This is a genomic window from Curtobacterium sp. 9128, from assembly GCF_900086645.1.
GTDB lineage: Bacteria > Actinomycetota > Actinomycetes > Actinomycetales > Microbacteriaceae > Curtobacterium.
The window spans coordinates 3221724-3247758 of record NZ_LT576451.1 but is presented as its reverse complement, the minus strand read 5'-3'; the positions used below and the strand labels follow the sequence as shown (position 1 = coordinate 3247758).

27 protein-coding genes and 4 tRNA genes are annotated in these 26035 nt (G+C 70.6%); 23 read left to right on the top strand and 8 right to left on the bottom strand.

Translation table 11 applies throughout. The features are described from left to right. Positions 1-4 precede the first annotated feature (4 nt). Positions 5-1000: a 1,4-dihydroxy-2-naphthoate polyprenyltransferase gene (locus tag QK288_RS15405; RefSeq protein WP_281265146.1), complete on the top strand. Its 996-nt coding sequence runs from the start codon at positions 5-7 to the stop codon at positions 998-1000. Positions 1001-1022: 22 nt separating this feature from the next. Here QK288_RS15405 and QK288_RS15400 read toward each other — a convergent pair whose 3' ends face one another. After that, a complete protein-coding gene (locus QK288_RS15400; RefSeq protein ID WP_281265145.1) occupies positions 1023-1340 on the bottom strand; it encodes a DUF4229 domain-containing protein in 318 nt (105 codons plus the stop codon). A gap of 65 nt (positions 1341-1405) precedes the next feature. Here QK288_RS15400 and QK288_RS15395 point away from each other — a divergent pair, with 65 nt between their 5' ends. Further along, on the top strand, positions 1406-1759 hold the full coding sequence (locus QK288_RS15395; RefSeq protein ID WP_281265144.1) for a PLD nuclease N-terminal domain-containing protein: 354 nt from the start codon (positions 1406-1408) through the stop codon (positions 1757-1759). Further along, positions 1752-3479 carry a 2-succinyl-5-enolpyruvyl-6-hydroxy-3-cyclohexene-1-carboxylic-acid synthase gene (gene menD / locus QK288_RS15390; protein WP_281267610.1) on the top strand — a complete coding sequence of 576 codons (1728 nt, stop codon included), beginning with the start codon at positions 1752-1754 and terminating at the stop codon, positions 3477-3479. Before QK288_RS15395 ends, menD begins: the two co-directional genes overlap by 8 nt. 437 nt (positions 3480-3916) lie before the next feature. Here the strand turns inward: menD and QK288_RS15385 are convergent, their stop codons facing one another. Further along, entirely contained in the window at positions 3917-5176 is a 1260-nt protein-coding gene (locus tag QK288_RS15385; protein WP_281265143.1) for a chorismate-binding protein, read from the bottom strand. Between the two features lie 86 nt (positions 5177-5262). Here QK288_RS15385 and QK288_RS15380 point away from each other — a divergent pair, with 86 nt between their 5' ends. Genes QK288_RS15380 through QK288_RS15365 form a run of 4 tightly spaced genes read left to right on the top strand, consistent with a single transcriptional unit; the run spans position 5263 to position 9717 of the window. After that, entirely contained in the window at positions 5263-6054 is a 792-nt protein-coding gene (locus tag QK288_RS15380; protein ID WP_281265142.1) for a demethylmenaquinone methyltransferase, read from the top strand. 44 nt (positions 6055-6098) lie between these two features. Continuing rightward, positions 6099-7175, top strand: coding sequence for a polyprenyl synthetase family protein (locus QK288_RS15375; protein WP_281265141.1), 1077 nt, complete (start codon positions 6099-6101; stop codon positions 7173-7175). 57 nt (positions 7176-7232) lie between these two features. Beyond that, a complete protein-coding gene (locus QK288_RS15370; protein ID WP_281265140.1) occupies positions 7233-8615 on the top strand; it encodes an FAD-dependent oxidoreductase in 1383 nt (460 codons plus the stop codon). Between the two features lie 4 nt (positions 8616-8619). Continuing rightward, on the top strand, positions 8620-9717 hold the full coding sequence (locus QK288_RS15365; RefSeq protein WP_281265139.1) for a heparan-alpha-glucosaminide N-acetyltransferase domain-containing protein: 1098 nt from the start codon (positions 8620-8622) through the stop codon (positions 9715-9717). Positions 9718-9757: 40 nt separating this feature from the next. Here the strand turns inward: QK288_RS15365 and cls are convergent, their stop codons facing one another. Continuing rightward, on the bottom strand, positions 9758-11218 hold the full coding sequence (gene cls, locus QK288_RS15360) for a cardiolipin synthase (protein ID WP_281265138.1): 1461 nt from the start codon (positions 11216-11218) through the stop codon (positions 9758-9760). 37 nt (positions 11219-11255) lie between these two features. Beyond that, the gene (locus QK288_RS15355) at positions 11256-11744 is read right to left on the bottom strand and encodes a YajQ family cyclic di-GMP-binding protein (RefSeq protein ID WP_281265137.1); all 489 of its coding nucleotides are present in this window, start codon (positions 11742-11744) and stop codon (positions 11256-11258) included. Between the two features lie 124 nt (positions 11745-11868). Here QK288_RS15355 and QK288_RS15350 point away from each other — a divergent pair. The 5 genes from QK288_RS15350 (at position 11869) to QK288_RS15330 (ending at position 14384) form a co-directional block, all read left to right on the top strand. Continuing rightward, positions 11869-11950: transfer RNA gene (locus QK288_RS15350), tRNA-Tyr, on the top strand. Positions 11951-12024: 74 nt separating this feature from the next. Beyond that, positions 12025-12846 carry an inositol monophosphatase family protein gene (locus tag QK288_RS15345; protein ID WP_281265136.1) on the top strand — a complete coding sequence of 274 codons (822 nt, stop codon included), beginning with the start codon at positions 12025-12027 and terminating at the stop codon, positions 12844-12846. A 226-nt stretch (positions 12847-13072) separates the two neighbouring features. Beyond that, positions 13073-14116, top strand: coding sequence for a peptidoglycan DD-metalloendopeptidase family protein (locus QK288_RS15340; protein ID WP_281265135.1), 1044 nt, complete (start codon positions 13073-13075; stop codon positions 14114-14116). A 90-nt stretch (positions 14117-14206) separates the two neighbouring features. Continuing rightward, a tRNA-Thr gene (locus QK288_RS15335) sits at positions 14207-14278 on the top strand. Positions 14279-14310: 32 nt separating this feature from the next. After that, positions 14311-14384, top strand: a tRNA-Met gene (locus QK288_RS15330). Positions 14385-14554: 170 nt separating this feature from the next. Here the strand turns inward: QK288_RS15330 and QK288_RS15325 are convergent. Continuing rightward, positions 14555-14944 carry a hypothetical protein gene (locus tag QK288_RS15325; protein WP_281265134.1) on the bottom strand — a complete coding sequence of 130 codons (390 nt, stop codon included), beginning with the start codon at positions 14942-14944 and terminating at the stop codon, positions 14555-14557. Between the two features lie 108 nt (positions 14945-15052). On the opposite strand from QK288_RS15325, the gene QK288_RS15320 reads away from it, so the two are divergent. From QK288_RS15320 to QK288_RS15310, 3 genes are read left to right on the top strand one after another with little or no spacing between them, the layout of a single operon-like run. After that, positions 15053-15502: a MaoC family dehydratase N-terminal domain-containing protein gene (locus tag QK288_RS15320; protein ID WP_281265133.1), complete on the top strand. Its 450-nt coding sequence runs from the start codon at positions 15053-15055 to the stop codon at positions 15500-15502. Next, a complete protein-coding gene (locus QK288_RS15315; protein WP_281265132.1) occupies positions 15499-15921 on the top strand; it encodes a MaoC/PaaZ C-terminal domain-containing protein in 423 nt (140 codons plus the stop codon). The genes QK288_RS15320 and QK288_RS15315 overlap by 4 nt, the downstream gene beginning before the upstream one ends. Positions 15922-15923: 2 nt before the next feature. After that, positions 15924-16952: a UDP-N-acetylmuramate dehydrogenase gene (locus tag QK288_RS15310; protein WP_281265131.1), complete on the top strand. Its 1029-nt coding sequence runs from the start codon at positions 15924-15926 to the stop codon at positions 16950-16952. A 99-nt stretch (positions 16953-17051) separates the two neighbouring features. On the opposite strand, the gene QK288_RS15305 is transcribed toward QK288_RS15310, so the two are convergent. Further along, positions 17052-18284: a pyridoxal phosphate-dependent aminotransferase gene (locus QK288_RS15305; RefSeq protein WP_281265130.1), complete on the bottom strand. Its 1233-nt coding sequence runs from the start codon at positions 18282-18284 to the stop codon at positions 17052-17054. Between the two features lie 138 nt (positions 18285-18422). On the opposite strand from QK288_RS15305, the gene QK288_RS15300 reads away from it, so the two are divergent. The 6 genes from QK288_RS15300 (at position 18423) to QK288_RS15275 (ending at position 22007) form a co-directional block, all read left to right on the top strand. Then, positions 18423-18495 (top strand) — tRNA-Trp (locus tag QK288_RS15300). 20 nt (positions 18496-18515) lie between these two features. Next, complete coding sequence (secE, locus tag QK288_RS15295; RefSeq protein WP_281265129.1) at positions 18516-18794, top strand: preprotein translocase subunit SecE; 279 nt, start codon at positions 18516-18518, stop codon at positions 18792-18794. Positions 18795-18967: 173 nt separating this feature from the next. Beyond that, complete coding sequence (nusG, locus tag QK288_RS15290) at positions 18968-19975, top strand: transcription termination/antitermination protein NusG (RefSeq protein ID WP_281265128.1); 1008 nt, start codon at positions 18968-18970, stop codon at positions 19973-19975. Positions 19976-20103: 128 nt separating this feature from the next. Beyond that, positions 20104-20535 (top strand): 50S ribosomal protein L11, encoded by a 432-nt coding sequence (rplK, locus tag QK288_RS15285; protein WP_281265127.1) that lies wholly within the window; start codon positions 20104-20106, stop codon positions 20533-20535. 89 nt (positions 20536-20624) lie between these two features. Next, positions 20625-21314: a 50S ribosomal protein L1 gene (gene rplA, locus QK288_RS15280; protein WP_281265126.1), complete on the top strand. Its 690-nt coding sequence runs from the start codon at positions 20625-20627 to the stop codon at positions 21312-21314. A 78-nt stretch (positions 21315-21392) separates the two neighbouring features. Beyond that, complete coding sequence (locus QK288_RS15275; RefSeq protein WP_281265125.1) at positions 21393-22007, top strand: Pr6Pr family membrane protein; 615 nt, start codon at positions 21393-21395, stop codon at positions 22005-22007. 7 nt (positions 22008-22014) lie between these two features. On the opposite strand, the gene QK288_RS15270 is transcribed toward QK288_RS15275, so the two are convergent. Both QK288_RS15270 and QK288_RS15265 read right to left on the bottom strand, forming a co-directional pair. Beyond that, complete coding sequence (locus tag QK288_RS15270; RefSeq protein ID WP_281267609.1) at positions 22015-22569, bottom strand: YqaJ viral recombinase family protein; 555 nt, start codon at positions 22567-22569, stop codon at positions 22015-22017. 180 nt (positions 22570-22749) lie between these two features. Next, positions 22750-23961, bottom strand: a complete 1212-nt coding sequence (locus QK288_RS15265; protein ID WP_281265124.1) for an ROK family protein — start codon at positions 23959-23961, stop codon at positions 22750-22752. A gap of 141 nt (positions 23962-24102) precedes the next feature. On the opposite strand from QK288_RS15265, the gene QK288_RS15260 reads away from it, so the two are divergent. Beyond that, positions 24103-24849: a sugar phosphate isomerase/epimerase gene (locus QK288_RS15260; RefSeq protein WP_281265123.1), complete on the top strand. Its 747-nt coding sequence runs from the start codon at positions 24103-24105 to the stop codon at positions 24847-24849. Next, positions 24846-25991 carry a Gfo/Idh/MocA family oxidoreductase gene (locus tag QK288_RS15255; protein ID WP_281265122.1) on the top strand — a complete coding sequence of 382 codons (1146 nt, stop codon included), beginning with the start codon at positions 24846-24848 and terminating at the stop codon, positions 25989-25991. The genes QK288_RS15260 and QK288_RS15255 overlap by 4 nt, the downstream gene beginning before the upstream one ends. Positions 25992-26035 lie beyond the last annotated feature (44 nt).

Below are 26035 nucleotides of genomic sequence, written 5' to 3'. Positions count from 1 at the left end.
GGTCGTGGCACGAGCGAAGAACGAGACGCACAAGCATGGCAGGTCGGGCAACCCGGCCAAGGCGGCATCCCCGGCACGGACCCGCGGTCGCGCGACCGCACGCGACTGGATCGGCGGGGCACGGCTCCGCACCCTGACGCTCGGTGTCGTCCCGGTCGTGCTCGGCACCACGGTGGGCTTCGTCGACAGCGGCATCGCCGGTGACTTCGGCGCCTTCCTCGCGAAGGACGGCCACCTCACCATCGCCGTGCTCGCGCTCCTCGTCGCCCTGTTCCTGCAGATCGGCGTGAACTACAGCAACGACTACTCGGACGGTGTCCGCGGGACCGACGAGTTCCGCGTGGGCCCCGCCCGGCTCACCGGCGCCGGCCTCGCCAAGCCCCGCACGGTGCTCACGGTCGCCCTGACGTTCTTCGGGCTCGCTGCCGTCGCCGGCATCGTCATCGTGGTCCTCACCCAGCTCTGGTGGCTGCTGATCGTCGGCGCCGCGGCGATCGTCGCCGCGTGGTTCTACACCGGCGGCAAGAAGCCGTACGGGTACAACGCGCTCGGCGAGGTCTTCGTCTTCGTCTTCTTCGGTCTCGTCGCGGTGCTCGGGACCGAGTACGTGCTCATCGGCCGGGTCGCCGCGAGTGGCTGGGCAGCGGCCGTCGCCGCCGGGTTCTTCGCCTGTGCCGTCCTGATGGTCAACAACATCCGTGACATCGACGAGGACCGGCTCGCCGGCAAGCGGACCCTGGCGGTCACCGTCGGACTGCCGATCGCCCGCGTGCTCTACGGCCTGTTCCTGCTGCTGCCGTACGTGCTGCTCATCTGGTTCGTGCTGCTGTACTTCCGGACCGGCTTCACGTACTTCTCGCTGCTGCTGGTGCTGCCGGCACTCGCGATCGGGGTGTCGTCCCGCAAGCCGCGCGAGCTCATCACCGCGCTGCAGCTGTCGTCGTTCGGGTCGTTGGCCTACGGCGTCGTGCTCGGCGTCATGCTCGCGCTGCAGCCGTAGCCGCACGCCGGGGCGGAACGGGTCAGTCCGTGGGGTGCTCGCGGCGCTCCGCGTGACGGTCGGCGTCCGACACCGGGGCGTCCACGTCGGTGTCGGACGCCGAGACGAAGTCGTCCTCGAAGTCGGAGTCGGCGTCCCGCTCCGGACGGCCGCGTCGGTTCGCCATGCTCGTCGTGACCTCCGAGCGGAGCTTCGGCAGCGCGATGTACGAGACGAGCAGGCCGATGAGCGCCGCGCCGATCGTCGCCCAGTACCACGGGAGACCGATCACGAACAGGACGACGAGCGCCGCCGCGAAGATCCCGAGACGGGCGAGGGTGTAGACGAGCCACGCTTTCACCCGGCAAGTCTACGGACTCGCGAACCGTGAGGTCGGTCACAGCCTGGGCACCTACACTCCTCGGCATGGTCCGCTTGTGGCTCGTCGTCGTCGTCGCCGCCGTGGCGTTCACGGTCTACACGCTCATCGACTGCGCCACGATGCCGAAGCACCGCATCCGGTCGCTCGGGCGCGGACTCTGGATCCTGCTGATCGTCATCCTGCCGGTCCTCGGTGGCGTCCTCTGGTTCCTGCTCGGCAGGGCCCCGGCGGTTCCGGAGCGTGTCGCCCGGTACCGTGGTCCCGAAGACGACCCGGACTTCCTCGGTGAGCAGACTCCCGAGCGGCCCCGCACGGACAAGGACCAGGACGACGCGACCCTCCGCAACCTCGAAGAGCAGTTCCACGACACCGACGACGACGGCCGCACCGATCGCTGACGGCGTTCAGCAGGGCTCCGGCAGTCCGGCGTCCGACTTCGCCCTCGCCCTCCTGCAGGAGTTCGCACGCGCCGGCGTCACCGACGTCGTCGTGAGCCCCGGGTCCCGATCCCAGGCGCTCGCCCTCGCGGCGGTCGCCCTCGAACGTGCCGGCGGCATCACCGTGCACGTGCGACTCGACGAGCGGACGGCCGGGTTCGTCGCGCTGGGGCTCGCCGTCGAGACCGGTCGTCCCGCGCTCGTGGTCACCACGTCCGGCACCGCCGTCGCCAACCTGCACCCCGCCGTGCTCGAAGCGCACCACTCCGGCGTGCCGATGATCGTCGTGTCCGCCGACCGTCCGGCCGAACTCCGCGGGATCGGCAGCAACCAGACCACCGTCCAGCCCGGCATCTTCGCGCAGGCGGTCTCCTTCGTCCGCGAGGTCGAGGCCCCGACGCAGCACGGCGTCGACGACAGCACCCGCGACACCATCCGGAGCACCGTCCGCGAGACCGTCGCCGCGGCGTCGGGACACACCGGGCAGCCGGGGCCCGTGCAGCTGGACGTCGCCTTCCGCGAACCGCTCTCCGCGACGCTCACCGACGTCGAGGGTGTCCCGGAGGACGAGATCGACCTCGGGTTCGCCACCCGCCGCGTCCACACCGGGCTCGGCGCCGTGGAGCTCACGCCGGACGACGAGCCCGCGACCGTCGTGATCGCCGGGCACGACGCCGGCGAGGACGCCGAACGCGTGGCATGGGAGCTCGGTGCGCCGTTGCTGGCCGAGGTGTCGAGCGGAGCGCGCTTCGGGCGGAACCTGGCCGTGACCTACCGCGAGCTGCTGCGCGACCCGGAGTTCGGCGGCCGGGTCCGCCGTGCCGTCGTGCTCGGCCATCCGACGCTCAGCCGCGAGGTCCCGGCGCTCCTGCAGCGCGACGACGTCGAGGTGGTGACCGTCCGCGGGGCCGGAGCCGACGCGTACGACCCGAGCCGAGCCTCCCGGCTGGTGTCCGACGTCACCGTCACGGGCCGGACCCGTCCGGAACACCGCGCGTGGGTGGGCCGCTGGGTGGCCGCGAGCCGTGCAGCGCTCGGTGACGGCGACGCCGGGCCGGACCTGGACGCGAAGCGGTCGGAGGACCGCGCCGAACGCAACCGGTTCCTCCGCGACGAGGTCGCACTGCGCCGCCGCCCGGTCGACCGGGCGATGCTCGCCGACGCCGTGTGGGGCGTGACCTGGCCGCACGACCGGCTGGTCCTCGGCGCGTCCCAGATCATCCGCGTGGCCGACGGCCGCGTCCCCGGCAAGAAGATCCGCGTGCACGCCAACCGCGGGCTCGCCGGCATCGACGGCACGGTGTCCACCGCGCTCGGGATCGCCGCTGCGCTCGAGCAGACGCAGGCAGCCGGCGGGACGACCCGCGTGCTCCTCGGGGACCTGACGTTCCTGCACGACCTCGGGGCGTTCGTCACCGGGACCGAGGAACGCACCAGCCGCGTGCAGATCGTCGTCGGCAACGACTCCGGCGGGGCGATCTTCCGCGGGCTCGAGGTCGCCGAGACCACCCCGGCGGCGGACATGCGCCGGATGATGACGACCCCGCAGCACGTCGACGTCGAGCAGGTCGTCAGGGGGCTCGGGTGGGAGTACCGCCGTGCCGCGACGTGGGGGGACCTCGAGCAGGTGCTCACCGACCCCGCCGAGCGGGTGGTCATCGAGGTGCCCCTGGCCGACTGAGGCTCGAATCGCTCCCCGCTGGCCCGACTCGGAACGACAGGACCGCTGTCGTACGACATCGAGTCTGTCGCAACCACGCGCGCGCAACAGTTGCAGGCGCGTGGGAGCGACATCGTCGCTGTCGTACGACATCGACGCTGTCGTTCTGAGGCGGCGCGTCCCGACCACCGGACTGGAGGCTCGGCGCGCGTCCGGCACCGAGCCTCCAGTCCGGCGCTGGTCGCGACCAGGGCCGGGGGCCGCACCGCGCGTTCGTTGCGTCCACAACGAGCGACGGAGTCGCTGTCGTACGAAAGCGACTCTGTCGCAACCACGCGCGCGCAACTGTTGCGCGCGCGGAGGAGCGACAACGCCGTTGTCGTACGACAGCGATCCTGTCGTTCCGAGTCGGCAGAGCGAGAAGCGGAACCGGGCGGCGCGAGAACCGGCGCGCTGCCCTACGCCAGCGCGTCGCGGATCGGGCGGAACTTCAGCGCGGTCTCGGCGACCTCGCGCGCCGGGTCCGACTCACCGACGATGCCCGCGCCGGCCCATGCCCGCACGGCGCCGTCGTGGTCGATCTCCGCGCTCCGGAGCGCCAGCATCCACTCGCCGTCGCCCGATGCGCCGAGCCAGCCGACGGGCCCGGCGTAGCGGCCGCGGTCGACCCCTTCGAGCTCGGCCACGAGCCGGACGGCCACGTCGGTCGGGGTCCCGGCGACGGCGGCGGTCGGGTGCAGCGCGTCGGCGATGTCGAGCGACGTCGTCCCGACGGGCAGCGTCGCCTGGACGTCGCTGGCGAGGTGCCACAGGTTCGGCAGCTGCAGGCGGAACGGCTCCGGGTCGACCCGCAGGTCCGTGGCGAGCGGGCGGAGCGCGTCGACGAGGCTCCTGATCGCGAACGCGTGCTCGGAGACGTCCTTCGCGCTCGATGCCAGGGCCTCGGCGGCGGCGCGGTCCGACACGGCGTCGGTGCCGCGTGCCGCGCTGCCGGCGAGCACCCGGGCGGTGAGCCGCGTGCCGTCGGTGCGGGCGAGGGTCTCCGGCGTGGCCCCCACGAGTCCGTCCACGGCGAACGTGACGCACTGCGGGTAGGTGTCGGCGAGGTCGAGGAGGAGGGCACGCCGGTCGGCACCGGGGGGCAGCGAGCCGACGAGGTCCCGAGCGAGGACGACCTTCTGCGCGTCGCCGGCGGTGATCCGACGGACGGCCTCGGCGACCGACGCCGCGTAGGCGTCCTCGTCGATGCGCCCGGGGGAGAACGTGACGGACAGGTGCGGTCCCACGTGCGGGACGGGCACCGAGGTCCTGGTGAACGCCAGGGGAGCGGGGTCTGCCGTGGTGTCGATCGCGGTCAGCCAGGCCTTGCCCCGGCGGCGTCCCACGACGACGCGCGGCACGATCAGCACGCTGGTCGCGGCCGAGTCGTCGGCGAACGCGAACGCGCCGAACGCGACGAGACCGGACCCGCGGAGCTGCACCGGGTCGTCGACCACCGCGCGCTCGGCGATGGTCTTCCAGGCCGCTGCCGCGTCCCGCATCCTGGACGGCCCGGTGAACTCGAACCGGAGCGCCTCGCCGATGCCGACGATGCCGTCACCGTTGCGCACGAAGGCGAGCGGGGTGTCGGGGAGCGTGTGGCGGAGCACGGCGCCCGGGTCGTCGAGGATCCGGGTCGAGACCGTGAGCGGCGGGGCCGCCGTGGCGGTTCGGGTCACGGGACGATCGTACGCGCGCCGGATGGAGGAGAACGCCGCGCCGCGTGTCCCGGGAACGCACGGGACGGACCTCTAGGATTGGTCGGGTGAGTAGAGCGGACATGCACAAGCGGCCGGACGAGGTGGCGGCCATGTTCGACGACGTCGCGGAGAAGTACGACCTCACCAACGACATCCTCTCCGCCGGCAACGCCCCGCTCTGGCGGGTGGCGACCGTGCGCGCCGTCGATCCCCAACCAGGCGAGCGCGTGCTCGACATCGCCGCGGGGACGGGCACGAGCGCTGCGGCGTTCGCCAAGAAGGGTGCAGACGTCACGGCGCTCGACCTCTCCGCCGGCATGATCGCCGTCGGACGTGAGCGCCACCCCGAGATCACCTTCGTCGAGGGCGACGCGGAGCACCTGCCCTTCGAGGACGACACGTTCGACGCCGTCACGATCTCGTTCGGCCTGCGCAACGTCAACGACCCGATGCAGGCGCTCACCGAGATGCTCCGCGTCCTGAAGCCCGGCGGCCGCGTCGTCATCTGCGAGTTCTCCACGCCGCCGCTCGCCGCCCTGCGGTTCGGGTACGGCACCTACCTCAAGCGTGTCCTGCCCGGTATCGCGAAGCTCTCGAGCAGCAACCCGGCGGCGTACAAGTACCTCGCCGAGTCGATCGAGGCGTGGCCGGACCAGCAGGTCCTCAGCCAGTGGCTCCGTGGTGTCGGCTTCACGATGGTGGCCTACCGCAACCTCACGGCCGGTATCGTCGCACTGCACCGCGGACGCAAGCCCGTCGCTGGGACGGTCCGAGAGTCCGTCGCGCGACGCGCGAAGGCCCGTCGTGAGCACCAGGCGACAGGCGAGCAGCCGAGCGTCGAGCCGACCGACAGCTGACCGGCCCCCACCCAGACGGACTTCCCCGAAACACGGAGCAGCACTTGAACCCGAGCGTCCCGGTCGCACGCCGAGCACCGAGTCTCCGAGCGTCGCTCGGCATCGGCGAGCGGATGTTCGCCAGTCCGGCGGAGCGTCGGTTCATCACCGCGGTCGACGACGGGCTCGAGCTCGTCGAGCAGGGGCTCGAGGACGCGATGCGCTCCGCCGACACCCTCGCGGACACGACCAGCCGCTACCTGCTCTCGGCCGGGGGCAAGCGGATCCGGCCGACGCTGACGCTGCTCATCGCGCAGCTCGGCAACGGGGTGACCGACCACGTCGTGAAGGCGGCGGTGAGCGTCGAGACGACCCACCTCGCCTCGCTGTACCACGACGACGTCATGGACGAGGCCCCGGTGCGCCGCGGGGTCCCGGCAGCCCACGTCACCTACGGCAACAACGTCGCGATCCTCACCGGTGACCTGCTCTTCGCCCGGGCCAGCCTCATCACGGCGGACCTCGGGCCGGAGGGCATTCGGATGCAGGCGGAGACGTTCCAGCGCCTGTGCATGGGCCAGCTCCACGAGACCACCGGCCCTCAGCCGGACGACGACCCGCTCGAGCACTACATCCAGGTCCTCAGCGACAAGACCGGCTCCCTCATCGCGACCGCCGCCCGCGCCGGCGTGCTGTTCTCCGGTGCGGACCGCGCCTACCTCGACGCCGTCGGGACGTTCGGCGAGAAGGTCGGCGTCGCGTTCCAGCTCGTGGACGACGTCATCGACCTCGCCCCGGCGAAGGACAAGACCGGCAAGATCGCCGGCAACGACCTCCGCGCGGGCGTCGACACCCTGCCGTTGCTACAGCTCCGCCGCCGTGCCGCGACCGATCGGGGCGCTGCCGAGCTCGTCGAACGGATCGAGCGCGACGTCACCGGTGCCCCGGACGACGCGGTCACCACCGACGCGTACCTGTCGGCCGTCGCGGCACTCCGCGACCACGAGGCGACCGCGGCGACCCGCGCGCTCGCCGGCCAGTGGGCGGACGAAGCCGTGGTGGCCCTCGCACCGCTGCCGGACGGCGTCGTGAAGCGCGCCCTCACCCGGTTCGCCGAGTCGGTCGTGGACCGCACGCACTAGCCGAGCCGACCACACGCCCACGGGAGCACCCCACCCGAACGAAACTGGAGACGATCAGTGCCCACCCTCCGCCTCGCCATCGTCGGCGCCGGCCCCGCCGGCATCTACGCCGCGGACATCCTCCTGCGGGAAGCGCACGCGTACGACGTGTCGATCGACCTCTTCGAGCAGCTGCCGGCGCCGTACGGCCTGGTCCGCTACGGCGTCGCGCCGGACCACCCCCGCATCAAGGGGATCGTGAACGCACTCCGCGACGTGCTCGACCGCGGTGACATCCGCATCTTCGGCAACGTCCGCTTCGGCGAGGACATCACTCTCGACGACCTCAAGAAGCACTACAACGCGGTCGTGTTCTCGACCGGTGCCATCAAGGACGCCGACCTCGACATCCCCGGCGTCGACCTCGAGGGCTCGTACGGTGCCGCCGACTTCGTCAGCTGGTTCGACGGCCACCCAGACGTGCCGCGCACCTGGCCGCTCACCGCGGAGAGCGTCGCGGTCATCGGCAACGGCAACGTCGCCCTCGACGTGTCGCGCATCCTCGCCAAGCACGCCGACGACCTGCTGCCGACCGAGATCCCGGACAACGTCTACGAGGGACTCAAGGCATCGCCGGTCACCGACGTGCACGTCTTCGGCCGCCGCGGCCCCGCGCAGGTGAAGTTCACCCCGCTCGAACTCCGCGAGCTGGGCGAGGTCCCCGACGTCGACATGGTCGTGTACGACGAGGACTTCGACCACGACGAGGCGTCGCTCACGGCGATCCAGACGAACAAGCAGGTCATGGTCATCAACCGTGTCCTCGAGCAGTGGCGGAAGCGCGAGCCCGGCACCGCCAGCCGTCGGCTGCACCTGCACTTCTACGCGAAGCCGCTCGAGTTCGTCGGCGAGGACGGCAAGCTGACCGCGATCCGCTACGAGCGCACCCGGCCGAACGGGCAGGGCGGCGTCGAGGGCACCGGCGAGATCCGGGAGATCCCGATCCAGGCGGCCTACCGCGCGGTCGGGTACTTCGGGTCCGAGCTCCCCGGTGTGCCGTTCGACGAGCGGCACGGCGTCATCCCGAACCACGAGGGCAAGGTCCTCGACGACGACAACGACCAGATCCCCGGCGTCTACGCGACCGGCTGGATCAAGCGCGGCCCCGTCGGACTCATCGGTCACACGAAGTCGGACGCGATGGAGACCGTGCAGCACATCGTGGGGGACCAGGCGAGCTGGTGGACCCCGGAGGACCCGTCCCCGGAGGCGATCCCGGCGCTGCTGCGCGAGCGTGGCGTGGAGTTCACGGACCTCGAGGGGTGGCACCGGCTGGACGCGCACGAGATCGCGCTCGGTGAGCCGCACGGCCGCGCGCGCGTCAAGGTCGTCCCGCGCGACGAGATGATCGACGCGTCGCTCGGTCGCACGTCAGCCGGGCAGACCGCCGACCGGAGCTGATCCGATGACCGCCGTGCGCCCCGCCCTCGTCACGGAGGTGCGGGGCGCACGCCTGTACGGGGTGGACGTCGCCCGTTCCGTCGCACTCCTCGGCATGGTGGCCGCGCACGTCGGGGGCGTCGCCGAGCAGCTCGACTGGTCGGACCCCGCCACCTGGTCGGCCGTGGTGAACGGGAGGTCGTCGACGCTGTTCGCGGTGCTCGCCGGGGTCTCGGTCGGCCTCGTGAGCGGCCGGACCGACCCGCCGGGTCCGCCCGAGATCGGGCGGGTGCGCGCACGGCTGGCGATCCGGGCCGTCGTCATCGTCGTGATCGGCCTGTTGCTGATGGCGCTGAACACGCCCGTCTACGTCATCCTGCCGACCTACGGGGTGCTGTTCCTGCTGGTGCTCCCGGCGCTGCGCTGGCCGCGGTGGGCACTCGTCTCCGCCGCAGGCGCCTGTGCGCTGCTGTCTGCGCCCGTCGCGATCGCGATCGTCCCGGCCTACGCGGACGCGAGCACCTTCACGCTGCAGCTCGGCCTCGTCTACCCCGTGGTCACGTTCCTGACGTACGTGCTGGTCGGGCTCGCGGTCGCCAGATCCGACCTGGAGGCTCGGAGTACGCAGGTCGCGCTCCTCGCGTCCGGCGCAGTGGTCGCCACCGCGGCCTACCTCGCCGGGGCAGTGGCGGCACCGGTGCCGTGGGACGCGGGTGACGCGTTCCCCGGGGTCCCGTTCGTGCCGCAGGGCGCGTCCGCGGGGCAGGCCTTCGCGCAGGTGTTCCTGTCCCCGCGCGACCACTCGTCGTCGATCGTCGACGTCGTCGGGACCGCCGGCGTCGCCGTCGCCGTGATCGGGCTCTGCACGCTGCTGTTCGACGGCCGCGGTGCCGTGGCCCGCCGGATCGCCTTCCCGCTCGCCGCGATCGGGTCGATGCCGCTGACGATCTACGCGCTGCACCTCGTCGTCATCGCGGTGCTGCCGCCGCTCCCGCAGCAGCCGGCCACGCGGTGGTGGTTCGCCATCGGCGCCGGCCTGTTCGCCGCGCTGTGGAGCCGGTTCCTGGGACGTGGGCCGGCCGAGCGTCTGGTCGCACGGATCGTGTCGGTGGTCCCGCGCTGACCGAGCCGGCGCGCCGGACGCGCACCGGGCCTCCCGGCCGCTACTGCAGGGCTGCCGTGAGCCGCGCGATGTTGTCGAGCACCTGCGAAGGACGCGTGCGACCGAGCCACGCGTCGAGCTCGAGCGGGATGCTGTCCTTCCGGTAGGCGTCCTGCACGCCGCGGAGCGCGTCGACGAACCGTTCCCCACGGACCATCACCGAGATCTCGAGGTTCAGGCTGAACGACCGCATGTCCATGTTGCTCGACCCGATCACGGCGACGTCGTCGTCGATCGTGAAGTGCTTCGCGTGCAGGATCGTCGGCGAGCGGTACAGCCAGATCTTCACGCCGGCGCGAAGGAGCCCCTCGTAGTAGGAGCGCTGAGCGTGCCAGGTCATCGCGTGGTCGCCGATCTCCCCGACGAACAGCTCGACCTCGACCCCGCGCTGCGCCGTCGTCGTGATGGCGTACAGCATCGAGTCGTCGGGGACGAAGTACGGCGAGGTGATCGACACCTTCTTCTGCGCCGAGTACAGCAGCGCGTTGAAGAGGCGCAGGTTGTTCTCGCCGTCGAACCCGGGGCCGGACGGCACGACCTGGCAGTCGAGCGCGTCGCCGCGGTCGGCTCGCTGCACCGGGTCGCTCTCGCGGAGCAGGAGTTCGTCGGTCTCGCTGTACCAGTCGGTCACGAACAGGGCGTTGATGCCGGCGACGACCGGACCCTCGAAGCGGGCGAACAGGTCCTTGTACGCGAGCCCCTTCTCGATGTGCGCCTTGAGGTCGTAGGACTTGTCGATGAGGTTCTGCGACCCCGTGAACGCCACCGACCCGTCGATGACCATGATCTTCCGGTGGTTCCTGAGGTCAGGGCGCTGGAACTTCCCCTTGAACGGCTGCAGCGGGAGCATCAGGTGCCACTCGATGCCCGCGCGGTCCAGGAAGGCCAGCGTGTCCTTGTACCCGGGGTAGCCGCGGCTCGCCCAGTGGTCCATGAGGAACCGGACGGTCACGCCGCGCGCCTGCGCCCGGGCGAGTGCGTCGAAGAAGCCCCGCGTGGTGTCGTCGAGCGTCGCGATGTAGAACTCGACGTGCACGAACCGCCGTGCGTCGTCGATGGCGCGGGCCATCTCGGCGATCGACTCGTCGTAGTCCGGGTAGAGCTCCGCCGAGTTGCCCCCCACCAGTGGCATCGCGCCGAGCTTGCGGTTCAGCTCGGTGATGCTCTCGAACCACGGCGGCCACGGGTGGTCCCGACGGACGCGTTCGATGCCCTCGGTCTGCTCGAGGATGTAGGCGTTGATCTCGGTCTGCTTCTCACGCCTGGCCTTCGGCAGCTTCGTCGACCCGATGACCAGGAAGACGATGAAGCCGATGTAGGGGATGAGGAAGATCGCGAGCAACCACCCGGTCGCGGTCTGCGGCTTCCGGTTGATCGGGACGTAGATGAGCGAGAAGGCACGGATCGCCAGGTCCAGCAGGACCAGGAGAACGGTCAGGGTGACGGAGAGCCAGTGCTCCACGGGGGCGTCGAGTCGTCTTTCGCGGGCGCGCGGGGCGTCAGCGGAAGTTGATGAACTGCAGCGGCACGTCGAACTCTTCACCCTTGAGGAGCTGGATCGTGTTCTGGAGGTCGTCGCGGCTCTTCGAGGAGACCCGGAGCTCGTCGCCCTGGATCTGGCTCTTCACGCTCTTCGCGGCGTTCGCCCGGAGGAACGCGCCGATCTTCTTCGCGACGTCCTGCTCGATGCCGTTCTTGAACTTCACCTCGATGCGGAACTCCTTGCCCGACGGGTACGGCTCGCCGGCGTCGAGGCTCTTGAGGCTGATGCCGCGCTTGATCGCCTTGGACTCGAACACGTCGAGGACCGCGGTCGCCCGCTCGGAGGTGTTCGCCTTGATGAGGACGTCCTCACCGCTGAACGCGATCGATGCGCCGACGCCCTTGAAGTCGTAGCGCTGTTCGATCTCCTTGGCGGCCTGGTTGAGGGCGTTGTCCGCCTCCATCTTGTCGACCTTGCTGACCACGTCGAAGGAGCTGTCTGCCATGCCCGACAGCCTAACGGGGAGCGCCGACCTCGGTCCGCGCCACGGTGGTCACGACCATCGTCGACCATCCGGTATGCTGTTCTGGCGCCTCCGGTTGGTGACTACACGGGCTGGGTGCGCACATGGCGAGTTACCCAAGCGGCCAAAGGGATCTGACTGTAAATCAGCCGGCGTAGCCTTCGGGGGTTCGAATCCCTCACTCGCCACACGACCAAGAGCCCCGTCCACAGGACGGGGCTTTCGTCGTCTCGGCGACCGTGTTGCTGGAAGGATCGAGTGCATGAGCGCAGACCCGACCCCGACCGAGCTCGCCGACCTGGCCGAGTCCATCGCGACCGAAGCCGCCGAGCTCGCCGCTCGTCGTCGTGCAGAAGGAGTCGAGGTCGCCGACCGGAAGTCGAGCATCGTCGACGTCGTCACGGCCGCCGATCGAGAGGTCGAGGCCCTCGTGCACGACCGCATCCGTGCCACCCGCCCGGACGACGGGTTCTTCGGCGAGGAGACCGGCGGGGCCGACGGCACCTCCGGCATCACGTGGGTGGTGGATCCGATCGACGGCACCGTCAACTACCTCTACGGCAGCCCGCAGTACGCCGTCAGCATCGGTGTCGTCCGCGGCGACCCGGACCCTGCGGTCTGGGAACCGATCGCCGGCGTGGTCATCGCCCCGGCGACGGGTGACGTGTTCCGTGCGGTCGCCGGCGAGCCCGCCACCCGCAACGGCACCGTGATCACCGTGGGGGAGCCCGCCTCCCTCGGCGAGACGCTCGTCGCGACGGGCTTCGGGTACACCGCCGACCGCCGTCGGGAGCAGGTCGCCGTGCTCACCGGACTGCTCGGCGAGGTCCGCGACATCCGTCGTGGCGGGTCGGCCGCACTCGACTGCTGCTCGGTCGCCGCAGGGGTCGTCGACGCGTACTACGAGCGCGGGATCAACCCGTGGGACATGGCCGGCGGATCGATCGTCGCCGCCTCAGCCGGCGCCGTCGTCACGTCGTGGGAAGCCGGTGGAACGCGCTCGTTCCTCTTCGCCGCACCGTCGATCGCCGCCGAGCTCGAGACCCTCGTGCGCCGGGTCGAAGCCGGGGTCCTCGGGTCCTGACCCCCACCTCTGGGGCCGCTGTGTGGTCATGACCACGACTGGCGGCGCGCTACGACCCCTGGTACCGTCGCTGCAGTCCCGTTATCTGCTCGTTATCAACGAGCGCCGACAGCCCTGATCAGGATCCCCACCGAAACGCATGCTCGAAGCCACGCTGCAGCCCGCCGTCTCCGGACGAACCACCCCCGACGGAAGGGCCACTGACGGTGCCTCGCCCGTGGTCCACATGACCCGCAGGGCCCGCATCGAAGCGGAGCGCGCAGCAGCGAAGCACGGCGTCCAGCGAACGGACGTCGCACCGGCCGCCCCGGTGTCGCCGTCCGACCAGGCCGAGCCCGTCACGCCGCCGGCGCCCTCCTCGCCCGTCCTGCCGGCGTCCGTGATCGAGCCGGCGACCCCGCCCGCACCGTCGTCGCCGGTCGTCGCACCCGCAGCGACCCGCCGGGTGAGCGGCCAGGTGCCTCCCGCTCGTCGCCGGACCACCGCTCCGGCTCCCCGCGTCGACCGGGCCACGCGCCACCTCGGTGCCGGCCGCCCGTCCGTGGCTGCCGCGCCGGTGCCGACGAAGCGCAAGGGTGCGTCGTTCCGCAAGAACGCCTCGCGCGCGACCGCCGTCGGCGCGCTGCTGTTCGTTGCCGGGCTGGTCGTGTCGACCTCCCTGCCCGCGCAGGCCCTCTACACGCCGGAGCCCGGCTCGACGACCGTGCGGGCCGCCGCCGACGGCGACACGCAGTCGCTCCGCGTCGGTGACGCGACCGAGGGCTCGACGAACCGCGACGCCTACACCGTGTCCGACGCCACGCAGTACAAGAACGTCGACTCGTCGAGCTTCACGAACGACCCGAACGGCACGATCCAGTGGCCGTTCCTGACCGGCGTGCCCATCACCTCCGGATTCGGTGGGCGCCAGGTCGAGGGCTGCTCGTTCTGCTCGACCAACCACCAGGGCGTCGACTTCGCCCCCGGGGCGGGAACCCCCATCCGGGTCATCGCTGCCGGGACCGTCATCAAGGTGCAGCCGAACGACGGTGGCTTCGGCAACGACGTGTGGGTCGAGCACGACGTCGACGGCAAGCAGTTCACGAGTGTCTACGGCCACATGATGGACAACTCGTTCAAGGTCGTGAAGGGCCAGCAGGTCGCGGTCGGGGACGAGCTCGGGCTCGTGGGCTCGACGGGCAACTCGACCGGCCCGCACCTGCACCTCGAGGTGCACGTCGACGGCGTCCCGGTGGACCCGCTGGCGTGGCTCCAGGCCAACGCGAACTAGCTCCACGAGGCGGCGCGCCCGGGCGTCACGGCCGGTTCCAGACCACCGTCCCGGTTCTGCTATCCTCGTGTGGTGCCGCTCGCGGTACACGCCCCGATAGCTCAGTGGTAGAGCACTTCCATGGTAAGGAAGGGGTCGTCAGTTCAATCCTGACTCGGGGCTCCGACCCGGCGAGAAACCAGCGCCGGATCTGTGGCGGGGTAGCTCAGTTGGTTAGAGCACACGACTCATAATCGTGGGGTCGCGGGTTCAAGTCCCGCCCTCGCTACCGCAAGCCCGGCGTCCGCGCCGGGCTTTCGTCGTTCCCGTCCGCCGGTCGGTCGCGTTCGCACCCCCGTACGAACACCGCGCCCCGTCACACCGGGGCGCGACGATCGTGCGCGGGCGCAACCGAGCGGTACACGACGCAGCCGCACGGCGCAGCGCCGCGGAGCGTCGCTACCGCCCGGCCCGATCGACGTCGGCGACGAGCAGCCCGGCGGACCGGAGCGTCCGCTCGAGGACCCGGACGACGTCGTGCCAGCGCTCCCGTCGTCGAGCGGCCCCGATCGAACCGCCAGCGACGGCCGGCCCGTGTCCGGCGTGCCGGAGCGTCAGCAGCGACCTGCCTCCCGCCGTGGACACGATGACCTCGTACCGGCGGTACTGCTTCGCCGGGTGCACGAGCGCCCCGAGCAGCACCGTCAGGAACCGACTGCCGGACGTCGCGGTGATCGACCCGGGTGCGGCCACGACGTCGTGGCCCTCGGATCGCAGCGCCGCGGCCGCGAGCTCCATCGCCGTGCGCCGATCGCCGGTGTGCACGGCGAACTCGATCGTCGACTCCACGTGCATCCCCCTCGAACGAACCGGCGCCCCCCGGCGCCGCGGGAACCAGCATAGCCGATGCATACTCATGAATCGCAAGCCTCGACCGGCCTCGGTAGACTCCCCGTCGTGTCAGTGAACCCCGAGCTCGTCGGCAGGATGTTCCCGCCGGCCCCGAAGTACCTGGTCGGTCGAGAGAAGGTGCGCGAGTTCGCCCGTGCCACGTTCGCGACGAACCCGATCCACCACGACCCGGACGCCGCACGTGCAGCCGGCCACGACGACGTCGTCGCCCCGGCGACCTTCGCGGTCGTCGTGCAGGAAGCCACACTCGCGCAGCTCCTCGCCGAGCCCGACGCCGGCATCGACTTCTCGCGCGTGGTGCACGGCGAGCAGAAGTTCACCTACGACCGACCGATCGTCGCCGGCGACGAACTCACCGCGACCCTGACGGTCACGAGCGTGAAGACGCTCGGCGGCAACGCGATGGTCACGGCCGAGAGCACGATGAACGACGCCGCGGGGGAGCACGTCGTCACGGCGACCTCCACCCTCGTGGTCCGGGGGGACGACGCATGACCGACGCAGCAACCGAGACCGCCGTGGGCACCGTCGTCGCCGAACGCCAGGTGCACATCACGCGTGACTCCCTCGTCCGGTACGCCGGCGCCTCCGGTGACTTCAACCCGATCCACTACCGCGACGACGTCGCCGCGTCCGTCGGGCTCCCCGGCGTGCTCGCGCACGGCATGCTCACGATGGGCATCGCCGTCCAGCCCGTCTCCGAGTGGCTCGGCGACGGCGGCTGGATCGTGTCGTACGGGGTCCGCTTCACCCGGCCCGTCGTGGTCGACCCGGAGACCGGCGCGGACATCGGCATCGTCGCCAAGGTCGGGACGGTCGACGACGAGGGCCGTCCGCAGCGCATCGACCTCACCGTGACCGCCGCCGAGCAGACCGTGCTCGGCAAGGCGCAGGTCACGGTGGCGTTCCGCTGACCGTGTCGCAGCAGGCGTTCGCGGAGCTGACCACCCTCCGTGTCGGTGGTCCGGCAGGGCGGCTGCTGGTCGCGGAGACGACCGACGAGCTGGTCGCGCACACCCGGGACGCCTGGGCGGACGAGGGGTGGCTCGTGGTCGGCGGGGGCAGCAACCTGCTCGTCGCCGACGCCGGGTTCGACGGCACCGTGGTGCTCGTCCGGACGCGCGGCGTCGAGCACGAGGCCACCGCGGACGGCGTCACCGTCCGCGTCGCGGCTGGTGAGCCGTGGGACGCGTTCGTCGCGTCGACCGTCGATAACGGCTGGACCGGACTGGAGGCCCTGAGCGGCATCCCGGGCACCGTCGGTGCGTCCCCCGTGCAGAACATCGGGGCGTACGGGGTCGAGCTCTCCGACGTGCTCACCCGGGTCGAGTTCCTCGATGCGGCAACGGGGGAGCGCACGTGGGTGCCTGCTGCCGAGCTGGCGCTCGGGTACCGCACGTCCACGCTGAAGCACGGTCGTCGCGGTGTCGTCCTCACCGTGGAGTTCGCACTCGGCACCGACACCGAGGGCGGTGTGCCCGTCCGGTACGCGCAGCTCGCCGGGTCCCTCGGGGTGACCCTCGGCGACCGTGTCGACCCCGCCGTGGTGCGCTCGACCGTCCTCGGTCTGCGTGCCGCGAAGGGCATGGTCCTGGATGCCGAGGACCCGGACACCTGGAGCGCCGGTTCGTTCTTCACGAACCCGATCGTCTCGGCCGGGTTCGCGGAGTCGCTGCCCGCCGACGCACCGCGCTGGCCGGCCGGCGACGACGTCAAGCTCAGCGCCGCCTGGCTCATCGAGCACGCCGGGGTGCACCGCGGGTACGCGCTCGCCGGTTCGCACGCGGCGATCTCGTCGAAGCACACCCTCGCGCTGACGAACCGCGGCGACGCGACGGCCGCGCAGGTCGCGGAGCTGGCGCGCTACGTCCAGCTGACGGTGCTCAACCGGTTCGGTGTGTCGCTCGTGCCGGAACCCGTCGTGGTCGGCGACCTGCTCGCCTGACGCACCACGGGCCTCCCGGCCCTGCACCAACCCGCACCGCGAAAGCGACATTGTCCGCCCGGAATCCGGGCGGACACTGTCGCTTTGGCGGGAGGTCGGTCAGCTGAAGAGCTCCGCCAGGCGGGCGACGCCCTCGGCGATGTCGTCGTCGCCGAGGGCGTACGACAGCCGGAGGTAGCCGGAGGGGCCGAACGCCTCGCCGGGGACGACCGCGACCTCGGCGTGCTCGAGGATCAGGTCGGCGAGCTCGAGCGACGTCGTCGGGGTGCTGCCTGCCCACTCGCGACCGAGGAGTGCCGTGACGTCTGGGTAGACGTAGAAGGCGCCCTTCGGGGTCGGCGTGACGAACCCGGGGATCGCGTTGAGCCCGGCGACGATGGCCTTGCGGCGGCGGTCGAACGCCTCGCGCATCTCGGCGACGGGCTCCTGCGGGCCGTTCAGGGCCGCGATCGCGGCGCGCTGCGACACGTTCGACACGTTGGACGACAGGTGCGACTGCAGGTTCGAGGCGGCCTTCACGGCGTCGGCCGGGCCGATTAACCACCCGACGCGCCAGCCGGTCATCGCGTAGGTCTTCGCGACGCCGTTCACCAGGATCGTGGTGTCGGCGAGGGCGGGGACCTGCTGCAGGATGCCGGCGAACTCGGTGCCGTCGTAGACGAGGTCCTGGTAGATCTCGTCGCTGATCACCCAGATGCCGTGCTCGAGCGCCCACTCGCCGATCGCGCGGGTCTGCTCGGCCGAGTACACGGCGCCCGTGGGGTTCGAGGGGGAGCAGAACAGCAGTGCCTTCGTCTTCGGGGTGCGCGCTGCCTCGAGCTGCTCGACCGTGACGAGGTAGTCCTGGTCGCTGCCGGCGAAGACCTCGACGGGCTCACCGCCGGCGAGACGGATCGCCTCGGGGTAGGTGGTCCAGTACGGAGCGGGGAGCAGGACCTCGTCGCCGTCGTCGACGCTCGTGGCGAACGCCTCGTAGACGGCCTGCTTGCCACCGTTCGTGACGATGACCTGCGAGGGGTCGACGGCCGCGCCGGAGACGCGGGCGGTCTTCTCGGCGATCGCCTGCTTGAGCTCCGGGAGGCCCGTCGCGGGCGTGTAGCGGTGGTTCTTCGGGTCCTGCGCTGCGGCGACCGCCGCGTCGACGACGTGCGCCGGCGTGGCGAAGTCGGGCTCGCCGGCCGCGAAGGAGATCACCGGGCGACCGGCGGCCTTCAGCGCCTTGGCCTTGGCATCGACCTTCAGCGTGGCGGACTCGGCGATCGCGGCGATGCGGGACGCGATGCGCGGGCGCTGGTTGGCGGTGGACTCGGGGCCGTTGGCTGCGGTGCTCACCGGTCCAGCCTATCGGCGCGGCACGCCGGAGCGGCCCTCAAGTGGACACCGTGTGACGCACTCCCGTACACTCATCTGCGGTGGTCACGGCCTGCCTGATGGCGGACGTGTTCACCCAGGAGCCGGATCGGCCCCTGAAGGGCGGTGGCTCAATTGGTAGAGCAGCGGTCTCCAAAACCGCAGGTTGCAGGTTCGAGTCCTGTCCGCCCTGCAACTCTGGAAGGGTAGAAGTTGGCGAGCAAAGACGTGGAAGCGACGGCGGACGACGTCGTCGCCAAGGCGAAGCAGGACCGGGCCGGGCGCCGCGGGCCGTTCGCCGCGATCGCCCTGTTCATCCGCCAGGTCATCGGCGAACTCCGCAAGGTCGTCACGCCGACCCGCAAGGAGCTCTTCAGCTACACCGGTGTCGTCCTGGTCTTCGTCGTCGTGATGATGATCCTCGTGTCGGTCCTCGACTTCGTGTTCGGACTCGGTGTCGGCTACGTCTTCGGCAACGGTCCGACCGCCTGATCAGGCCGTCCACGTAGGCTCGTCCACACGGGCCGACTCCCGGGTCACCCGGTTCCCCGCCCGCGCAGATCAGCACGGTGCTGATCGAACATCGTGCGGGCGGAGCCGAAACCAGGCAGACCCGGAGACCGAACGCCAACCCGATCCGCACCACCGAACGGAAAGAACCGACAGTGTCTGACAACTCCCGCGACGACATCGACCTCGCGACCGCTGCAGAGCAGTCCTCCGAGGTGGAGGAGAACCAGGAAGGCGACGTCGAGACCGGTGAGGAGCGCTCGGCGGAGTCCGCCGAGGAGCGCGCGATCTCGGTCGAGGACGAGGACGACGAGTCGCTCGGCATCGACGAGAGCCTGACCGCCCTTGCGGAGTCGCAGGACCCCGAGGCCGACGCGATCGTCGACGACGCGCTCGAGATCGACACCGCCGACGAGGCAGAAGCCGCCGTCGAGGCAGTCGAGGACGAGGAAGAGTCCGAGATCGACGAGGAGTCCGCCGCCGAGGCGAACGCCACGATCGCCGCGGACGAAGCCGCCGACGCGCTCGAGGACGAGGAGCCCGCCGAGATCGACCCGTACGAGGCCTTCAAGGCCGAGCTGCGGATGAAGCCGGGCAAGTGGTACGTCATCCACTCCTACGCGGGCTTCGAGCGCCGCGTGAAGTCGAACATCGAGAACCGCATGGTCTCGATGTCGATGGAGGACTACATCTACCAGGTCGAGGTCCCGATGGAGGACGTCGTCGAGATCAAGAACGGGCAGCGCAAGCTCGTCACCCGCGTCCGGATCCCCGGCTACGTGCTCGTCCGCCTCGACCTCAACGAGGACTCGTGGTCCGTCGTCCGGCACACCCCCGGTGTCACCGGCTTCGTCGGCAACGCGCACAACCCCACTCCGCTCCGCTTCGACGAGGCGTTCGGCATGCTGAAGTCCCTGGTCCAGGTCGCCGAGCCGGCACCGACCAAGGGCGGCAAGGGCAGCGGCCAGACGCAGGCCTCCCCGGCCGCAGAGGTCGACTTCGAGGTCGGCGAGACGATCACCATCAAGGAAGGCTCGTTCGCGGGGCTTCCCGGATCGATCTCCGAGATCAAGCCGGAGAGCGGCAAGCTGACCGTCCTCGTCTCGCTGTTCGAGCGCGAGACCCCGGTCGAGCTCAGCTTCGACCAGGTCACCAAGCTCTAGTCGAGTACACTTATCGAGTTTGGGCCCGAACGCCTCGTGCGTCGGGCTCGTGACCGCGAGCCGGAACCGCCGGCCACGCGGGAGAGTGCACGGATCCCCGTGCGTTCGATTCCAGGAGGAAGCACAACATGGCACCGAAGAAGAAGGTCACGGGCCTGATCAAGCTGCAGATCAACGCGGGAGCCGCCAACCCGGCCCCGCCGATCGGTCCGGCGCTCGGTCAGCACGGCGTGAACATCATGGAGTTCTGCAAGGCGTACAACGCCGCGACCGAGTCGCAGCGTGGCAACGTCGTGCCGGTCGAGATCACCGTCTACGAGGACCGTTCGTTCACGTTCATCCTCAAGACCCCGCCGGCCGCTGAGCTCATCAAGAAGGCTGCGGGTGTGCAGAAGGGGTCCGCGACCCCGCACACGGTCAAGGTCGCGAAGATCTCGATGGACCAGGTCCGTCAGATCGCCGAGACCAAGCAGGCCGACCTGAACGCCAACGACATCGACCAGGCCGCGAAGATCATCGCCGGCACTGCTCGTTCGATGGGCATCACGGTCGAGGCGTAGGCCTCACCCCACTCAGGTCCACACCCCCAAACCCTTCCGTGGGAGAGCCTCGCCGGCTCGTCAACCACGTATCTCGCAAGGAGACCACCATGGCGAAGAAGTCCAAGGCCTACCAGGCCGCGGCCGCGAAGATCGAGGCCGACAAGTTCTACACCCCGACCGAGGCCGTCGCCCTGGCCAAGGAGACCGGCTCTGCGAAGACCGACTCCACGGTCGAGGTCGCGCTGAAGCTCGGCGTCGACCCCCGCAAGGCGGACCAGATGGTCCGTGGCACCGTCATCCTGCCGCACGGCACCGGCAAGACCTCCCGCGTCATCGTCTTCGCGACGGGTGCCGCTGCTGAGGCCGCCATCGCCGCCGGCGCCGACGAGGTCGGTGGCGACGAGCTCATCGCGAAGGTCGCCGAGGGCTACACCGCCTTCGACTCGGCCGTCTCGACCCCGGAGCTCATGGGCAAGGTCGGTCGTCTCGGCAAGGTGCTCGGCCCGCGTGGCCTCATGCCGAACCCGAAGACCGGCACCGTGACCCCGAACGTCGCGCAGGCCGTCAACGACATCAAGGGCGGCAAGATCGAGTTCCGCGTCGACAAGCACGCCAACGTGCACTTCGTCGTCGGCAAGGCCTCGTTCACCGCCGAGCAGCTCGACGAGAACATCTCGACCGCGCTCGAGGAGATCAACCGCCTCAAGCCGAGCGCCTCGAAGGGCCGCTACGTCATGAAGGGCGCCGTCTCGACGACCTTCGGCCCGGGTATCCCGCTGGACGTCAACAGCATCTGATCGAACTGATCTGACGCCAGAAGGCCCCGCACCGAAATGGTGCGGGGCCTTCTGCATGCCAGCCGCTAGCGTGGTCGGGTGCGCACGTTCGTGAACTCCCTGCGGCTCATCGCCGTGATCGCGGTCGCCGCCGCGATCGTCGCCCAGTTGCTCAGGAGCCTGCAGAGCCCGACGTTCCTGTTCTGGAACTTCTTCGGCTACTTCACGATCCAGTCGAACGTGATCATCGCGCTCGCACTCGCCCTGACGCTGGTCACCGCGGCTCGGAGACAGCGCGGCGACGTCCGGCTGTCGGTGTTCCGCGGGGCCGCGACGGTGTACATCGCGACCACCGGCATCGTCTACAACACGTTGCTCGTGAACGCGGCGCTGGACAACTCGTTCACGGTCCCGTGGTCGAACGACGTGCTGCACAAGATCATCCCCGTGTACGCGGTCCTCGACTGGTTGCTCTTCTCGGATCGCGCGCGGCTCGTCCTGCGCAACGTGTGGTGGTTCCTGCTCTACCCGGCGGTGTGGCTCGTCGTGGTCCTGATCCGCGGGGCGACGGACGGATGGGTGCCGTACCCGTTCCTCGACCCGGCGCAGGGCTACGGGGTCGTGGCGCTGTACTGCCTCGGAGTGGCGGTGTTCATCGCGCTGATGGGCATCCTGGTCGTCGGGATGAGCCGACTGCGGCTGGTGAAGGTCTAGCGAGCGGTCAGCGCGACGAGCGCAGCCGGTCGAGCACCATGTCCGCCAGCTGCACGAGTCCGCGGATCTGGTCGTCGTCGCGGTCGATCCACCGACACTCGGGCTCGTCCGCGATCGGCACGAACCCGTCGTGCTTCTCCCAGACGAACAACGTGCGCTCGGCGCCGAGCACGTACTGCTGCCACCAGACCTGCCGCAGGTAGTGCCGCGGGACACGCTTCCAGCCGGACGAGGTCGTCTTGATCTCGGCGAGGAGCAGCCGGCCGTCCCGGTCCTGCCCGACGCCGTCCGGGGTCGCGAGGTGGGCACGGTTGGCGCTCGCGTGGAACAGGTGCGCCGACGGCTGGATGCCGTGCGTGGCGGCGACCCACGCGGCGATCACGGGCTCCCGTTCCTTGCCGTGCTCGGTGTAGGCGTTGCCGGAGAACCGGGAACCGTAGCGCTTGTCCGCGATGACGGCTTCGACCGCGCGGAGCGAGGCGAGCCGCGCGACGTCCGTGGCGGTGATGCCCGCGGCGCGGGCGCGGAGCCACGCGACGCGGTCCGAGGAGTGCGCGACGATCCGCTCGGTGTGGCCCCGGAGGCTCGTGAACGCGTCGTGCGCGCCGGTGACGGACGCGCCGGGGCCGGGCTCGGCCTCCAGGCTGTCCCACAGGGTGGGCTGCACGATCGTCACCCGACGATTCTCTCCCCGAGCACCGACGGACGGAAACCGGCGCACCGCGCCGACCGGAACGCGCGGTCAGGAGACCAGCTCGCGCCCCTCTGCGTACGCGACCAACTCGTCGACGCCTGCGGGGGAGAGGGCGTAGCCGATCGCGAGCGCGGCCGCTCCCTGGAGCGCCGCGATGCCCCCGGCACGGGAGGGCGCGATGACGAGGTGCTCGGTGGCGAGCGGCATCGAGCGGGAGTACACGACCTCCCGGACGCCTGCCAGGAGGTGCTCGCCCGCCTGCGTGATCGATCCGCCGAGCACGATGACCGAGGGGTTCATGAGGGACACGCAGGTCGCGAGGACCTCGCCGATGTCCCGGCCGGCCTGCCGGACCGCCCCGATGGCGTCCAGGTCCGAGCGGGTGACGAGGTCGATGACGTCCGCGCTGGTGTGCACGTCGTGGCCCTTTGCCCGGAGCGACCGGGCGATCGCGGGCCCGGAGGCGACGGCCTCGAGACAGCCGGTGTTCCCGCAGTGGCACGGCATGTCGCCGGCGCGGGAGACGCGCACGTGCCCGATGTCACCGGCGGTGCCCTGTGCGCCTCGTTGGAGTCGCCCCTCGGACACGATGCCGGAACCGATGCCGGTGGCGACCTTGACGAACAGCAGGTGGTCCACGTTCGGCCACCCGTGCTCCCGCTCGCCGAGCGCCGCGATGTTGACGTCGTTGTCGAGCAGCACGTGCGCGGAGACGTGCTGCCGGAGCCAGCCAGGGACGTCGAAGCCGTCCCACCCGGGCATGATCGGCGGGTTCGCCGGCCGACCGGTGGAGAACTCGACGGGCCCGGGGACGCCGATGCCGATGGCGATGACGTCGTCGCGGGCGCGACCGACCTCGGACAGGAGCTCGTCGATCGCCTCGACCAGCCAGGTCAGCGTCGGGACGGGGCCGGCGGCGATGTCGATGCGGGCCTCGCGCGTGGCGAGGGGTGCTGCGACGAGGTCGGTGACGGCGACGCGGCCGTGCGACGCCCCGAGGTCCGCGGCGATCACGAGGCGCGAGGTGGAACGGAGCGCGATCTGCGCCGGTGGGCGGCCACCGGTGGACGCCGCGGTCTCGACGGGCCCGATGAGCCCGATGTCCGAGAGCGCGTCCAGGCGCACGCCGATGGTGGAGCGTGCTGCCCCCGTCAGTGCGGCGAGCTCGGCCCGGGTCCGCGGCACACCGTCGCGGAGGATCTGGAAGAGCTCGCTCGTCCCGACCGGAGGCGACGCTGCCGTCCGTGTCAAGTCGACCATGGGGGGAGTGAACCACACATCGAACAGGGCACGCAATGAAGTCCGCCGAAGATTTGCGGACTTCTGCTTGACCGCCGACAGAAGTGCTCGTAGTGTGACGCTCGGTCAGTGACGACCACCGTCTCGATGAGGAGAACACTGGTGACACAACCGCTTTCGGTTCAGCTCTACACGGTCCGCGACGCACTCGGGGCCGATCTCCCCGGCACCCTGCAGCGCATCGCCGGCATCGGCTTCACGAAGGTCGAGCTCTTCGGCTACGTGGACCGCGCCGACGAGTACGCGGCCGCGCTCAAGGAGGCAGGACTCGAGGCCCCGAGCGGCCACGCACGTCTGCTGGACGCGGGTGAGCAGGACCTCGAGCGCATCTTCCACGCCACGGCGACGATCGGCACCGAGACGCTGATCGACCCGCACATCGACGAGGCCCGCTGGACCACCCGCGAGGACGTCGAGGCCATCGCCCGCGAACTCAGCGCACTGGCCCCGCGTGCCGCTGACCACGGCCTGACCCTCGGGTACCACAACCACGCGTTCGAGTTCTCGAACCGCATCGACGGCGTCAGCGCCTACGAGGTGTTCGCCGGTGCCCTCTCCGACGACGTCGTGCTCGAGCTCGACACCTACTGGGCGAAGGTCGGTGGCGACGACCCGGTGGCCGTCATCGAGAAGCTCGGCGACAAGGTGCAGTTCCTGCACGTCAAGGACGGCGACGGGTCGCACGACGACAAGCAGCAGGTCGCGGCCGGCAACGGCATCATGGCCATCCGCGAGATCGTCGCGGCTGCGCCGAACGCACTGCACGTCATCGAGCTCGACGACCACGACGGCGACGTCTTCCAGGCCGTCGCCGACTCGTACACGTTCCTGCAGGGCGTGGACGCATGACCGACACCGCGACGGGCGCACAGACCCAGACCACCACGAAGACCGGCCCGGTCGGCGTCGGCGTCATCGGCGCCGGGGTCATCTCGGACCAGTACCTCTCGAACCTCACCGTCTTCCCCGACGTGAAGGTCCACTTCATCGCCGACATCGACCTGCCCCGCGCGGCTGCGCAGGCGGAGAAGTGGGGCGTCGCGGGCTCCGGCACCGTCGAGGAGCTCCTGGCGATCGACGACATCGAGATCGTCGTCAACCTGACGATCCCCGCCGCCCACGTCGAGGTCGCGCTGCAGGTCCTCGCCGCCGGCAAGCACGTCTGGGGCGAGAAGCCCTACGCGCTCGACCGCTCGAGTGCCGCACAGCTGCGCGACGCCGCGGCTGCTGCGGGCAAGACGGTCAGCGTCGCGCCGGACACCTTCCTCGGTGCCGGCCTGCAGACCGCGCTCCGCACCATCCGCGACGGTCGGATCGGGACGCCGCTGAACGGCCTGACGCTGTTCCAGAGCCCCGGCCCGGAGTCGTGGCACCCGAGCCCCGAGTTCCTCTTCGCCTACGGCGCGGGTCCGCTGTTCGACATCGGCCCGTACTACATCACGACGCTCGTGCAGGCGTTCGGCCCGGTCGCGAAGGTGACGGCGACGTCGTCGAAGTCCCGCGCGACGCGCACGATCGGCTCCGGTCCGAAGGCCGGCACCGAGTTCCCGGTCGAGGTGCCGACGAACCACTCGGCGCTCATCGAGTTCGAGAACGGCGGGAGCGCCCAGAGCGTGTTCTCGTTCGAGTCGGACCGCGGCCGCACCGGCTTCGTGGAGATCGCGGGGGAGACCGGGACGGTCGTCTTCCCGGACCCGAACAACTTCGACGGCGACACCGAGCTGTACGCGCTCGGTTCCGAGGAGCCGGAGACCATCCCGGCCGTCGGTTCCACCTACTCGCGCGGCACCGGCGTGGTCGACCTGGCCCGCTCCCTCCGTGCAGGCGAGGAGAACCGGGTCCCCGGCGCCCTCGCGTTCCACGTCCTCGACGTGATGGTCTCCATCGCCGAGAGTGCCGAACGTGGTGAGGCGGTGCTCGTCGAGAGCACCGTCGCACCCTCCCCGACCCTCCCCGAGGGCTGGGACCCCGCGGAGCAGACCCTGGCCTGACGGCCGGGGTCCGCCCCGCACCACGTCGTCGGACGACGCAGCCC

What these genes read in the sequence shown, in the direction of transcription:
- QK288_RS15395 (WP_281265144.1), top strand. Translation starts at nt 1,406, where the DNA reads ATGGTCCGCTTGTGGCTCGTCGTCGTCGTCGCCGCCGTGGCGTTCACG.
- QK288_RS15365 (WP_281265139.1), top strand. Translation starts at nt 8,620, where the DNA reads ATGACCGCCGTGCGCCCCGCCCTCGTCACGGAGGTGCGGGGCGCACGC.
- QK288_RS15355 (WP_281265137.1), bottom strand. Translation starts at nt 11,744, where the DNA reads ATGGCAGACAGCTCCTTCGACGTGGTCAGCAAGGTCGACAAGATGGAG.
- QK288_RS15340 (WP_281265135.1), top strand. Translation starts at nt 13,073, where the DNA reads ATGACCCGCAGGGCCCGCATCGAAGCGGAGCGCGCAGCAGCGAAGCAC.
- QK288_RS15315 (WP_281265132.1), top strand. Translation starts at nt 15,499, where the DNA reads ATGACCGACGCAGCAACCGAGACCGCCGTGGGCACCGTCGTCGCCGAA.
- QK288_RS15345 (WP_281265136.1), top strand. Translation starts at nt 12,025, where the DNA reads ATGAGCGCAGACCCGACCCCGACCGAGCTCGCCGACCTGGCCGAGTCC.
- QK288_RS15265 (WP_281265124.1), bottom strand. Translation starts at nt 23,961, where the DNA reads ATGGTCGACTTGACACGGACGGCAGCGTCGCCTCCGGTCGGGACGAGC.
- QK288_RS15255 (WP_281265122.1), top strand. Translation starts at nt 24,846, where the DNA reads ATGACCGACACCGCGACGGGCGCACAGACCCAGACCACCACGAAGACC.
- rplA (WP_281265126.1), top strand. Translation starts at nt 20,625, where the DNA reads ATGGCGAAGAAGTCCAAGGCCTACCAGGCCGCGGCCGCGAAGATCGAG.
- rplK (WP_281265127.1), top strand. Translation starts at nt 20,104, where the DNA reads ATGGCACCGAAGAAGAAGGTCACGGGCCTGATCAAGCTGCAGATCAAC.